Below are 13,378 nucleotides of genomic sequence, written 5' to 3' on the forward strand. Positions count from 1 at the left end.
TGATAACTACATTAAGCACGAATCTTTTGCGTACATATATAATCTATCGCTTTATGAGGTTGTTCTTTTGGACAGATATTGAGGAAAAGAAAAAAGAAAGAGCCTGTTATGTATTGTTTTTTATTTTGACAGCAGGAGTGCATTTGATATTTTGTTCGCCAGGTATGAGTGTGATAACAAATATAGTGCTGATTTTTTTGATTACAGTGTGTTATGAAGGAGCATTGAAAAAGAAAATATTTGTGACACTACTTGTATATGGAACTAATATGGGATGTGATTTAGTAGCTGTTCATTTACTGACAGATTATTCAATAACAGGGAAAGTCGGTGAATGTGCTGCGTATATAACTGTACTATTATTGCTGATTTGCGATGTTATTTCAGAAAAAATCTTGATTAAGAATAAAGGAGAAGATAAAACTCCGCATGGGATGATACTGGCGGTTATTTCAGCACTTTGTCTGGCAGAATTGCTTATTGTTGAACAGGAACTAAAAAATCGTATCCTGCTGGTGTTATTTGGATGTTGTGTTTTGGCAGTTGTATTATTGATTTTCTATTTATATGATGTTCTGATAAGTGCGTATAAGAAACTGGAAGAACAATCTCTTATGGAAAAACAAATGCTCATTTATTCTCACCAGTTGGATGTGTTGATGCAATCGGAAGAGAAAGTAAAAGCTCTACGCCATGATATGAAAAATCATCTGGGAGAACTTGCACTTATGGCTGGAAATCAGAATAATGAAGAAATTCGGAAATATATACAGGACATGGGGGAGTATATGCAGAACCAGTCTGAACTGGTCAGCTGTGGGAATAAGAATCTTGACAGTCTGCTGAATTATCTTCTGGGACAGGCAAAAAAGAAGTTGAATCATGTAGAGTATGAGGTACGGGTACCATCTGATTTGTGTATATCAGCATTTGATCTAAATGTGATTTTGGGAAACCTGACAGAGAACGCAATAGAAGCAGCAGAACAGACGAAAGATAAATGGATGTCAGTGGATATATACTATGAAAAGGGCATGCTTTCCATGGAAATAAAAAACAGCTTTCAACATGAATTGGCTGTAGAGAAAAATAAATTATTGTCAACGAAGGAAGAAAAAGGACATGGCATTGGTCTTGCAAATGTCAGGAAGATGGTAGAGAAATATCAGGGATTTATGGATGTTTCGAATACAAATCAGATTTTTATTGTAAAGGTAATGCTGTACTTATAAATTATGTAGAATCTATAAAAGATAGTGTAGTGGAGGACTGCGCTGTCTTTTATTTTGCAGAAAATTAGTCAAGAGGGAAAATATTGTGACAGAAAACCTTATAAAAAACCACAATATGTTTTCGAAAAACGAATTTCGCCAATTTATATATGAATTTCGTCATTTTAGAAAATTTTGCAATAAATATGATATTATTCAAATACAAATGATGAAAAAAAAGATATAGAGCTATTGTAGCTTATATGATGAAGTGACTGGTATATTTTTTGCTTAATTATATAAAAAATATGGAGAAATATATTATTATGAAAAAAGTAAATAAATTTAAATTACTGGCAGCAGGGCTATTGATAGGAGTTGCTTTTTGGCTGTTAGGATCCGATTTCTTTACATTCATGATATGGTGGGAAATTTTATGGATTCTTGGATTGGTATTTATGCCGATAACGGCTCAGATATTCAAAGGTTTTGATGATAATGGATGGATGTATTCAAAGGTTATAGCAATAGTGATATGCGGATATGGAGTATGGATTTTGACTTCTATAAAAGTGGTTCACTTTACCACATTGAGTTCTGTCGTAATTACTACCTTATGTGGGGGGAGCAGTATTGCTTATGGAATATATGGAAAACAAAGAAAGATTTTTCCGTGGAAACATAAGGAACTTGTTTATTGGGAAGAAGTGATTTTCTTTGTTGTATTTCTTTTATGGACATATATGGCAGGATTTCATCCGGCAGCTCATGGAACTGAAAAATATATGGATTTTGGTTTTATGAAGTCTATGATGCATAGCACAACACTTCCGTCAGAAGATATGTGGTATGCTGGCAAAGCTTTTAACTACTATTATGGTGGTCAATATTTTGCGGTGTTTCTTACGAAACTTACAGGAACAAAGGTAGAGATTACATACAATCTTATGCGTACCATGATAGCTGCATTTGCGTTTGTATTGCCATTTAGTCTTGTGCGTCAGATGCTTAAGGATAAATTAGGTAAAAGGGGAAGAGCATGGATAACAGATTTTGGAGGTATTTTAGCAGGTTTATCTGTATCCATGAGTGGAAACCTTCATTATATTATATATGGAAAAATTTTTACATTACTGGGGATAAGAGAAGATTACTGGTTTCCAAGCACAACACGATTTATAGGATTTGATCCACCTGTGACAGGGGACGAGACAATTCATGAATTTCCTTCATATTCTTTTGTTCTTGGGGATTTACATGCGCATGTGATTAATGTGTTTTTTGTTTTGGCAGTATTGGGGATTTTATATGCATGGATAAAAAGAAATTCCGGTAAAAGCTGGAAACAGAAAGAGATATTTCTGCTGGGACTGTTCCTTGGAATTTTCCTGTTTTCAAATACATGGGATTTTATGATTTATTATGTTGTAATATGTGGAACACTGTTTTTTGGAAATTTGAAGAGATATCTTAATTCTACAGATATGAGAATCGGTATAAAATGGAGCGTTGTGCAATGGATAGAACTTCTGCTGACTGCTGTGTTGATTTCGTTACCATTCCATTTACAGTTTAAAAGCGTTATGGTACAGGGAATCGGAATAGTGAAAATTCATACGGCGTTTTATCAGTTTTGTGTATTATGGGCTTTTCCATTGCTTATATGTGGATTATTTGTCGTATCTACGCTGATAAAAAATAGAAATTTTACAAATAAAAAAACCAGGAATTTATTTTACAAAATTAATGTTTCTGATTTATACGGAGTTGTACTTTCTCTTTGTGCAATGGGACTAATATTGATTCCGGAAATCGTTTATGTAAGAGATATCTATGAAAAAACAGCACCAAGAGCAAATACTATGTTTAAGCTGACTTATCAGGCATATATACTTTTTGCACTTATGATGTCGTATATTTTGGTATTTTTTGTGGCAGACAGAATAAAAATTTTGCAAGAAACTAAATTGGATAATAGATATGAGAAAAAGGTAAGATTATCAAAAGTGCAGATAACCGTTGGGGGAATGGCAATAATACTTCTTATATCTACCTGTGGATATTTCATAAATGCTACAACAAATTGGTTTACAGGTTTTCCTCTGAAAAATAAATACCAAACTCTCAATGCAACTGCTTATCTAGAAAATGCCATTCCTGAAGATGCGGCAGCAATACGATGGCTGAATAAAAATATAACAGGTCAGCCAACTGTTCTTGAAGCTTGCGGCGACAGTTATAAAGACTATGACAACCGGGTTTCTGCTATGACAGGATTGCCGACGGTATTAGGATGGTATGTTCATGAATGGTTATGGCGAAATAATCTTGATGAAGAAAACAAAAGAAGAACAGACGTGGAAACTATTTATACTTCAACAGATAAAAAAGAAGTACAGGAACTGCTTGATAAATATGAGGTGAATTATATTTTTATTGGAAGCTGTGAATATCAAAAATATGAAGGGGTTAATGTAGCACTTTTAAGTTCATTGGGAGAAATAGTTTTTAAAGAGGAAAATACAATGATTGTGAAGCTGTAATAAAACAGATTTCAAAAAGAAAACAGTCACATATTTGAGTGAATATCTTAATTCATCAGATGTAAGTGACTGTTTCTTTTTATTGCTATTTTTGAGGTAACTGTTTTGGGCAGATGATTACAGCATACTTATACTGTCGCTATTATAACGGCTATATTTAGCTTCCTCATATCTGATCATGCAGATAAAAGCGGGTTCAATATCTTTTACTGTTTGTGCAACATTACAGAAATATTGGAGAGGAATTGTGGCAAAAAACCTTATAAAAAACACACTATGTTTTGAAAAAACGAATTTCGCCAATTTATATATGAATTTCGCTGTTTCATAAAATTTTGCGACGAATGTGTTATCATTTAAATATAAGTAAGAAGAACTGAAATGTATCTGAAGAAAGGAGAAGTATCAAATGAAACATAGCAGAAGCAAAAACGCAGTGTTATTGATGATTATCTTTATTTGTAGTATTTGTTTGAATAATGTGTGGGCTCGTGAAACAGGGACGATGGATCAACTGGAAAAAGAGAATCCGGATGATGTAGATAAAATGAATAAAGTATTATATTATTATAATACTTTATTTTTTGAAAACTATACGGAAGAAGAATTGAAACAGCAGGAGAAATTTCAGAAAAGTATTCATTTATTGAATGAATTATATTTTGAATATGGATCTTTAGAAAATATTCCGATTTTGCCTTTTGACCCGGAAAATATCAGGGAGGGTGATTCATTATTTACGGAAGTTGTTGCTGTGATAAATACAGAAAATAATGAGACATATTTTGTAACGGAAAATGATGATATGAAGTTGTTAAAAAAATGTTTGGAAAAATTACAATATTACAATGGAAACTCTGTTACAAAATCAAATGAAGAACTAACGGAAGCAATAAAGAACTTTCAGAAAGAAGAAGGATTAACAATTGATGGAATAGCTGGAAACGAGGTATGGAGGAAAATAGATATTTTGATGCTGAACAAAGTGATTGAAGATGATTGAAAAAGATAATCATATTATGTTGGAGGTGATTCCGATATTCCTGCATGGAATACGTATTAATTTTTAACGGAATTAAGTAAGTATGTTAGCCCACTTCTTCGGAGAAGTGTTTCTATGGGGAGGATAGAAAGCCCTACAGCGTAAGTATGGCTTCCATGGATACAATGGGTATGAGTATGTTCTCCCCATGAGTAGAATCTGCTAAAGAGAATAAAAACCTAAAATTTCGCGTACTGAAGGAGAATATCAAGAAAAATTTGGAACAATTGATGAAGGTGGAAATTTTGTTCCGGCAAAACCAGGTTCTTTTGGAGAATTGATAAGTTAAAAGAAAACAGTCACATAACTGAAAGAATATATTGATATTCATTGGATACATGTGACTGTTTCTTTTTATTTTTTATGAGGTGACATCTCGTTCAATTCTAACTGCTGTCTGGTAATTCCTGTAATTGAGGCAGATAAATCTGATTGATTTGGTTAAATTACAGAGCACTTACTCCGTCATCATCATAACGGTCATATTCAGCTCCCTCATATCCGATCATGCGGATCGTAGCCGGATTGATATCCTTTACTGTCTGCGCAACATCAGCAACCGGGATTGCTTTTCCTTTGCGAATAAACAGTGGAACTTCATTCAGGGCAACTTCTACATAGTGATGTCCTTTTTCAAGAATCTCCTGAGAAATTGTTCCGTCAGGCAGGAATTTTACGAACATCATTTCTTCTGGCAGATATACATAGCGGCCTTTTGCATTCTGTGTATAAACAGGTGCGATCATGATTTCGTTTCCGAGAAGAAGCTGATCTTCTACCTGAGTTGCGAATGCATCCTCTGTGTAGTCGAATGCCAATGGGCGGAACATCATGTCATCGTTTAATGCAGCTTTCATGTATTCACTGTACAGATATGGAACAAGGCGATATCTGACACCGATCACATGGCGGAAGTCTTCGATATTTTCAAACTGGTAAGCTTCCTGTTCTCTGGTTCCCAGAGCGGAGTGGTTTCTCATAAGAGGTGTGAATACACCAAGTGCCAGCCAGCGCAGTACCAGATCACGTGTGGTATCTGCACCGAAACCGCCCAGATCTGCACCTGTGTAAAGGAAACCGCACATATTCAGGGATGGAAGCATCTTTAAGTTCAGAAGGATGTGTGACCACCAGGATTTATTGTCTCCCATCCAGATTCCGCCGTATCTGTGCATTCCCACATAGGAGGAACGGGAGAACATCAGGAAACGTTTGCCAGGTGCGATTTTTTCAAATGCTTCACCTGCTGCACGGGTCATGTTATAGCCAAACAGGTTATGTACCTTGTCGTGGCGGATCTTCTGACCGTTTACATTGTGATAGAAGCGTTTGTAATCTTCCGGATTATTTGCAAGTCCTTTTACCTTTGCGCCGAGAACGAATCCAGATGTTTCTTCATTGTCCATGAAGTTGTTTTTGATGTATTCTTTTAATTCAGCAACGCCTTCCGGTGTGCAGAACATTGCAGGCTCGTTCATGTCATTCCAGAAACCGTCAATTCCTTTGGAAATCAGACGTTCGTATTTCTGTCCGAACCATGCTCTGGCATCTGCGTTCAGGACATCCGGGAAATGAGTCCAGCCCGGCCATACGGCGGAAACGAAATCACTGCCGTCTTCACGTTTGCAGAAGTAGTTCTTCTCAACGCCTTCTTCATAAACATCATAGCCAGCCTCTACCTTGACACCTGCATCGATGATCGGGACAAGGTGGATGCCTTTTTCTTTCATTTCATTGACATAGGCCTCAAAGTCAGGGAAGTTTTCCTGATTGACTGTGAAATCTTTGTAGTCTTCCATGTAATCGATATCCATGTATACCATATCGATTGGAATATTGTTTTCACGATATCCGTCAGCAGCTTTTCTGAAGTCATCAGCAGTTGTATATCCCCAGCGGCTCTGACCGAAACCAAATGCGAATTTAGGTGGGATATAGCTTCTTCCGATGATTTTACGGAACTGTTTTACGATATCGTAAGGGGTTTCACCCTCGATCACATACAGATAAAGATCTGCATCCTCACAGGTGATCTTTAACTGGGAAGAGAGTGTGTAACCGATATCAAACTTCAGTTTTCCGGGATAATCAACGAAGAGACCGAAAGTCTGTTTTCCGGAGATTACGATGAAGTTATGTGCTCCGTAGAGGGAGATTTTATCTTCTGTATGGTTTGGCTGGTCGGAACAGTTGCTTTCATAAACGTATCCACGTTTGTTGATTCCGCGGTTTGATTCGCCCAGACCATAGACAACATCGTTGTCATCCATGTCATAAGTAAAAGAGAAGCCGTTCTCTGTGGAGATAGTTCCGTATGCAGGAGTCCCCTCAGAAGCCGGGATAGAAGTTACGATGGCATCGGTTTCAAATGGGGTTCCGTAAGTATATTTCTGAATCATTTTGTCATGTCCTCCTTAGGTTGAAAAGTGTTAAATTAATGACTGAAACGCTTAAGTACTGTTAGAAAATACATAGGTGTTTTCCTTGATTTCATATTTACAATAATAGAGGTTTGGGTGAGGAAATGCTACTGAAATTATGACAAATTTATACGTTATTTTGACTTTTGCTCAAACTGTGAAGCAGTGATATGGGTATGGCAAGCAGTGGAGCGGCTGATCGTATCTGTTTGCGCTGTTAACTTATTGTGCTTTAATGCTTTATCTTAATAGAATTTTTCTGTACATACGGTGAAAAAAGTGCTAAACTGTTATTATTACACGAAAGAAAGGTTTATTTAACATGCTTCAGACAATTGAATCCATCAATAACGTCGTAAATAATTTTATCTGGGGTGTCCCGGCTATGATCTGTATTATCGGCGTAGGGCTTTACCTGAGCCTGCGGACCGGGTTTGTCCAGATCCGCAAATTCCCGTATGCGCTTAAAACCACACTGGGAAGAATTTTTAAGAAGAAAGAGGCTTCTGACGGTTCCATGACACCTTTCCAGGCAGTCTGTACTGCACTGGCAGGTACAGTAGGTACGGGAAATATCGCCGGTGTTGCCGGAGCTATCGCCATCGGTGGTCCGGGAGCTGTATTCTGGATGTGGGTTTCCGCGCTCCTTGGAATGTGCACGAAATTTACAGAGGTTACTCTGGCAGTACACTTCCGTGAGAGAAACAGACATGGAGATTATGTAGGCGGACCTATGTATTATATTAAGAACGGTCTGGGAAAGAATTGGAGATTTCTTGCAGTTCTTTATTCTGCATTCGGTGTACTGACTGTATTTGGAACAGGTAATGCTACTCAGGTAAATACCATTACAACAGCAATTGATACAGCTCTTATTAACTTCAATGTGATCTCAGAGTCTTCCACAGGCAGATTGAATCTGATCCTTGGAATTGTGATCACGCTGCTGGTTGGTATGGTACTGCTGGGTGGTATCAAGCGAATCGGAAGTGTTTCCGAGAAGCTGGTGCCCTTTATGGCATTGTTTTATATTGTACTTGCATTGGGCGTTGTGGTCTTAAATATCGGAAGAGTTCCGGCAGTTTTCCATGATATTGTTTATGGAGCCTTTAATCCGTCAGCAGTGACAGGCGGTGTGATCGGAAGCTTTTTCCTCAGTATGAAAAAGGGTGTTTCCAGAGGTATTTTCTCCAATGAAGCCGGACTTGGTACAGGGTCTATCGCTCATGCCTGTGCAGATACAAGCAAACCTGTAAAACAGGGTATGTTTGGTATCTTTGAGGTATTTGCAGATACAATCGTGATCTGTACTCTGACAGCACTTGTGATCCTTGTAAGCGGCGTGCCGGTAAATTACGGTGCAGCGGCAGGCGCAGAACTTACAATTTCCGGATTTACTGCTACATACGGAGGCTGGGTTTCTATCTTTACAGCAGTTGCCATGTGTTGCTTTGCGTTCTCAACGATTATCGGATGGGGACTTTACGGAGCACGCTGCATTGAATTCTTATTCTCTGCAAAAGTTATCCGCCCATTTATGATCGCCTATTCATTAGTGGCAATCCTTGGTGCAACTGTAGATCTGGGACTTCTCTGGAGCATTGCTGAGACATTCAACGGTCTTATGGCAATCCCCAACTTAATTGGTGTATTCCTGCTTTCAGGAACCGCCATTACACTTACAAAAGAGTATTTCGCACAGAAATGATAAAAACAGTCTGGAGAGTTTTCTTCAGGCTGTTTATTAGTTTACCTGATGCTTGATGTTATGTACTGTTTTTTATCCGTCATTTTTACTTTATCCACAACCACCCGGATTCGCTTTTTTGCGGCTTTTCCCTTATAATGTGTATATAGATTTCAACGATTTCAGGAGGGAAGTGAGTGGACATTGAACTTATTCTATTCACTTCCCTTTTGTATTTCATCAGGAGAAAGCAGGCATAGAATATTTTTACCATAAAAATGTGATGATCCAACTATGATCTGACAGAAAAATAACAGATTAAAATATAAATCAGCTGTTCTTTAAGTGAAAATGTTTTCAGTACTTCGTTCTTCCATACATCTTCAGGATAAACATCGCCCAGATAAGTATCCCGTCCACAGTACAGTCCATAAAGAAGCAGCCTTTTTCCCTCTCGGACAGCCTCCGGTTCCATGATTAGTCCCCAGCGAAGCTGATCCATCAGATGAAGATAAAGAGACACACATAAAACCAGATTGCTGTTTCTGTTTCGCGATAGAAGTATTCCTTCCAGCTCAGAAGCTTTCTTAAAACTAATATTGTATGCATGAAAAAGAATCTCATGCTCTGTATAAAAATCCCACAGAGTTCCCGGGGTGATTCCATATCTGCCAGTACGAACAAGAACCTGAAACTGTCTCGGACCACAGGCAGCTGTCTGTTTCATCAGGGCATGTTTTACTGCCATACGGACTGCCCTGCCAATCAGCTCTCCAAGCTTGGAATGTCCGGAGGCATCGGTAAGTGTCAGCTCTCCCTCCATAGCCGAGGCAATCACCATTCCGTCAGTACCAGAACCTGTCGCGATTTCTTCTGAATAACAGCTTCCAAGTAAGAGATGTGAAACGGCCGCTGCTTTTGCCTCCGAAGCAATCATCATTGAGCGGACCATGGCTGCCTCTGTAACATTCTGATTGATATAGATAAAAACATTGATCGTACCGGGTGGCAGCATCTCGTAAGCGCCGTTTCTTTCATAGTAAGAAGAAGGATCTCCCGGACACATTCCGTTTGAATCAATTCCCCCTGTAACAGCAGCAGTCACGGATAACTCCTGATAACAGATTTTCTCAACAGCACACAGTTCAGTCCATGCCGCTGTGCTGAGTGCGGTTGCTGTCTGCGGATCAATTCCCAGCTCTTTTGTATGAATGTTCAGGTCTTCCTCATAGGTGTTTCCAAGCATTTCACATTCATAGGCACCATTCATGCAGTTGATATTTAAAGCATGCGTGAGATGAGCAGTGATCCCGCCATTAAGAGGACTGGTGCTAAGAACCCTTGTTTTTCCCGGAAAAGAAAAAACAGTACATCCCTTCTTTTGAAAATAAGTAAAAGTATCATTCATAAACATTCCTCTTTTTTGTCTGTTCAATACAGATTTTGTTGTTATTAGGAAAAGTATTCTACTTTGAATCCTGACTGCTGGCAGTATCTGTCTACTTTAGAACCTTTATAACAGCGGATCGTAGCCGCTTTGTTGATGATCCATTCCCCGATAAATTCAGGATCATGGCGAATCTCCAGATACTGCAGGCGGTTACATCCATGAAAGATCCATTTTCCAAGGTATCTGACATTGGGCGGAATCACCACAGAGGTCAGATTACAGCACTTAAAAAAAGCACTCTCATCAAGAACTTCCAGCGAATCAGGCAGCTGCAGCGAATCCATTCCGCAGAAATAGAAAGCCTGCTTTCCGATAACCCTTAAATCCCCCCCCCGGAAAAGAAATACAACTCAGTTTCTTACATTTATAAAAAGCCCTGTCATCAATTTCTTCCAGAGAGGCAGGGAAAACAACTTCCGTAAGAGTAGCGCATTCTGAAAAGGCATTCGGACCGATAAATGTCAGTTTGCTGTTCGGGGCGAACTCCAGACTGTTCAGTTTCCGGCCATTGTTAAATGCGTTTTTTGGAATACTGGTAAGGCTGGCGGGAATTTTGACTTTTTTCAGAGAAATGCAGTCTGAAAATACCCCTATGCCAAGTTTTTGCAGATGTTCAGGAAGCTCTATTCTGCTTAACCGGGAACATCCCTGAAAGGCTTTGTTTCCAATCTGTTCCATTTCATAGGGAAATACCACAGAACGAATATCAGGTCTGTTAAAAAAGGTTTCTGCTGAGATAGCGCGGCAGTTTTGTGGAAGTTCCATATTCTTCTCAATATACTGTCCGCAGTTACGACGCGTAAGTGTCAGAGAATGTGACATAAAAAAATACTCCTTTGCTGATAGACAATGTTGTTTTCTCTGTATGGGAGTAGTATGGACTATGATAAAAATAACAAGGTACCGATAACTGCCGGTGTTCTATATTCCTTAAAAGGAACAGAGAAAACATATGTAAGGATGATACTTCTGTAAAAAAGAGAACACTAAAGAAGATCACCCTTCCATTTCCTATTGCGTGTAGTTAATGGCGGCAGTTTATAGCAGGTATTCTGACTCACGCAGTAACGCCATGTCTCTCCTTCTCGCATAACGATGCAATGGATATGAGATATGGCTGCACGTATACAGCAGCACGACTGTTCAGGATTCTGACCTGATTCCCTCTTAGCTGAAAGTCCGACATTTCTATACCGTGACTGACAGAACTAAAAACCGGTAATTGTCAATGAATGTTCGATTAAATCGTATTATACACTTTTTTGGAGAAAAGACAACAAATTTTTTGAGGGGGAGACAAAATCAGGGAGGGGACGCGCAGGGAAAGCGTTTCTTTTCTGTGCGCTGGTTATTGGATGTGTGGGGATTTGTATGATTTGCAGGTAATGTTTTTGGTTTTGAATAATTGCGCGTCGCATTCTCGTTACTTTAGTGATGAGTTAGACGCGCAAATTTTTTACTCAAAGAAAGAACACATGTTTACTTTTGGCACTATATGTGCTAAAATATAACCATAGGTAGTAGAAAAACTTAAATGAAAAACTAAATTCCGGTTTTGGACCAAATGCAAGAGTAAATTCCATATAGGTCGAAGTTACTTTTGCACACATATTTGCCATATTGTCTTTGATAATCATTACTCCGTATAATGTACTTGCAGCTGATTGCCTGCCTGTGCAGATTGGAGATAATTATGAAAAATAAAGGCAATCAGAAACATTTAACATTTGAACAGCGTGTTGATATCGAGAAAGGTCTTACTGAGAATAAAAGCTTCACTGAAATTGGACGGATTATTGGTAAAAATCCATCTACCATATCAAAGGAAGTACGTCTCCACGCACATACAAAAGAACGTCCGGATTCAGGTTACACTCACCCGCCATGTATTCATCGCAAGAACTGTAAGGTGACATGCTTGTGTGATAAGATGTGTGGCATTCATTGTAAGCTTTGCAGAAAACCATCCTTTCGCTGCACTGATATATGTCCCGCATATGAGACAGCTGAATGTGAGAAACTGAATAAACCTCCCTACGTATGTAATGGCTGTGGTAAAAAGACCCATTGTCTTATGCCCAGAAAGTTTTATTCATCCAAATATGCCCATGATGAGTACCGTAGCGTGCTGGTCGATTGCAGAGTCGGCATTAACCAGACTCCGGAAAGCATTCAATCCATGAATGATTTATTGGTTCCATTGATCAAGGAGAAGCATCAGTCCATCGGTCATATTTATGCTACTCATGCAGAAGAATTGGGTTGCTCCAGAAGAACACTTTACTCCTACATCAATGATTGTGTATTCGATGTCCGCAATGGTGACTTAAGACGTTCTGTACGTTATAAGAAACGCAAGAAACCTACACAGACCAGTGCAAAAGATCGTTCTTATCGTCAAGGTCATAACTACGAAAATTTCCAGAATTATATGAAAGATCATCCAGATATAAATGTTGTGGAAATGGACTGCGTGGAAGGAATGAAAGGCGAAAGCTGCGCCCTCTTGACCTTTACATTCCGCAACTGCAATCTTATGCTTATGTTCCTGTTGGAATATCAAGACCAGGAATGCGTGTTAGAGGTCTTTGTATGGCTTGAAACAGTGTTAGGACAGGATGCATTCAAAAAGCTTTTTCCGGTGATCCTCACGGATGGAGGTTCAGAATTCTCAGCTCGTGAAGAGATGGAGAAATTCTGTGACGGAAGTAAAAGCACGACGGTCTTTTACTGTGATCCATACAGCTTTTGGCAAAAAGGTGCCTGCGAAAAGAACCACGAGTATATCCGCTACATCCGTCCGAAAGGGAGTTCATTCGCTGATTTAAATGACGAGAAAGTCAGACTTATGATGAATCACATAAACAACGAAAAAAGAGACAGTCTTAATGGACATAGCCCATATGAACTCTCTCTTTTACTCTTGGACAACAAACTGCACAAAGCATTAGGATTAAAGGCAATCGCACCTGATGATGTTATGCTTAGTCCAAAACTTATAAAATAAAATAGTAAAGCACAGGCA

The 13,378-nt window shown here is 38.7% G+C and carries 9 protein-coding genes and 1 riboswitch; of the genes, 5 read left to right on the forward strand and 4 right to left on the reverse strand.

The genetic code is table 11. The features are described from left to right. The first annotated feature begins 164 nt into the window (after positions 1-164). The 3 genes from NQ550_RS05705 to NQ550_RS05715 all read left to right on the forward strand — a co-directional run bounded on the left by NQ550_RS05705 (position 165) and on the right by NQ550_RS05715 (position 4,757). The gene (locus tag NQ550_RS05705) at positions 165-1,232 is read left to right on the forward strand and encodes a sensor histidine kinase (protein ID WP_259839490.1); all 1,068 of its coding nucleotides are present in this window, start codon (positions 165-167) and stop codon (positions 1,230-1,232) included. 305 nt (positions 1,233-1,537) lie between these two features. After that, the gene (locus NQ550_RS05710; protein WP_025580990.1) at positions 1,538-3,754 is read left to right on the forward strand and encodes a DUF2298 domain-containing protein; all 2,217 of its coding nucleotides are present in this window, start codon (positions 1,538-1,540) and stop codon (positions 3,752-3,754) included. A gap of 409 nt (positions 3,755-4,163) precedes the next feature. Then, positions 4,164-4,757 carry a peptidoglycan-binding domain-containing protein gene (locus NQ550_RS05715; protein WP_025580991.1) on the forward strand — a complete coding sequence of 198 codons (594 nt, stop codon included), beginning with the start codon at positions 4,164-4,166 and terminating at the stop codon, positions 4,755-4,757. Positions 4,758-5,242: 485 nt separating this feature from the next. Here NQ550_RS05715 and NQ550_RS05720 read toward each other — a convergent pair whose 3' ends face one another. Then, complete coding sequence (locus NQ550_RS05720; protein ID WP_025580992.1) at positions 5,243-7,195, reverse strand: glycoside hydrolase family 31 protein; 1,953 nt, start codon at positions 7,193-7,195, stop codon at positions 5,243-5,245. Positions 7,196-7,538: 343 nt separating this feature from the next. Here NQ550_RS05720 and NQ550_RS05725 point away from each other — a divergent pair, with 343 nt between their 5' ends. Next, on the forward strand, positions 7,539-8,924 hold the full coding sequence (locus NQ550_RS05725; RefSeq protein WP_025580993.1) for an alanine/glycine:cation symporter family protein: 1,386 nt from the start codon (positions 7,539-7,541) through the stop codon (positions 8,922-8,924). Positions 8,925-9,195: 271 nt separating this feature from the next. On the opposite strand, the gene NQ550_RS05730 is transcribed toward NQ550_RS05725, so the two are convergent. The 3 genes from NQ550_RS05730 to NQ550_RS05740 are packed head-to-tail and all read right to left on the reverse strand — an operon-like array spanning position 9,196 to position 11,175. Beyond that, entirely contained in the window at positions 9,196-10,311 is a 1,116-nt protein-coding gene (locus NQ550_RS05730) for an adenosylcobinamide amidohydrolase (RefSeq protein ID WP_025580994.1), read from the reverse strand. A gap of 44 nt (positions 10,312-10,355) precedes the next feature. Continuing rightward, on the reverse strand, positions 10,356-10,637 hold the full coding sequence (locus tag NQ550_RS05735; RefSeq protein ID WP_025580995.1) for a leucine-rich repeat protein: 282 nt from the start codon (positions 10,635-10,637) through the stop codon (positions 10,356-10,358). Then, positions 10,615-11,175 carry a leucine-rich repeat domain-containing protein gene (locus NQ550_RS05740; RefSeq protein WP_025580996.1) on the reverse strand — a complete coding sequence of 187 codons (561 nt, stop codon included), beginning with the start codon at positions 11,173-11,175 and terminating at the stop codon, positions 10,615-10,617. The genes NQ550_RS05735 and NQ550_RS05740 overlap by 23 nt, the downstream gene beginning before the upstream one ends. A gap of 203 nt (positions 11,176-11,378) precedes the next feature. Beyond that, a riboswitch (cobalamin riboswitch) is annotated at positions 11,379-11,581 on the reverse strand. 465 nt (positions 11,582-12,046) lie between these two features. Between NQ550_RS05740 and NQ550_RS05745 the strand changes: the two genes are divergently transcribed. Continuing rightward, a complete protein-coding gene (locus tag NQ550_RS05745) occupies positions 12,047-13,360 on the forward strand; it encodes an IS30 family transposase (protein WP_173702612.1) in 1,314 nt (437 codons plus the stop codon). Positions 13,361-13,378: the final 18 nt, after the last annotated feature.

It is taken from the genome of Blautia wexlerae DSM 19850, assembly GCF_025148125.1.
Lineage (GTDB): Bacteria > Bacillota > Clostridia > Lachnospirales > Lachnospiraceae > Blautia_A > Blautia_A wexlerae.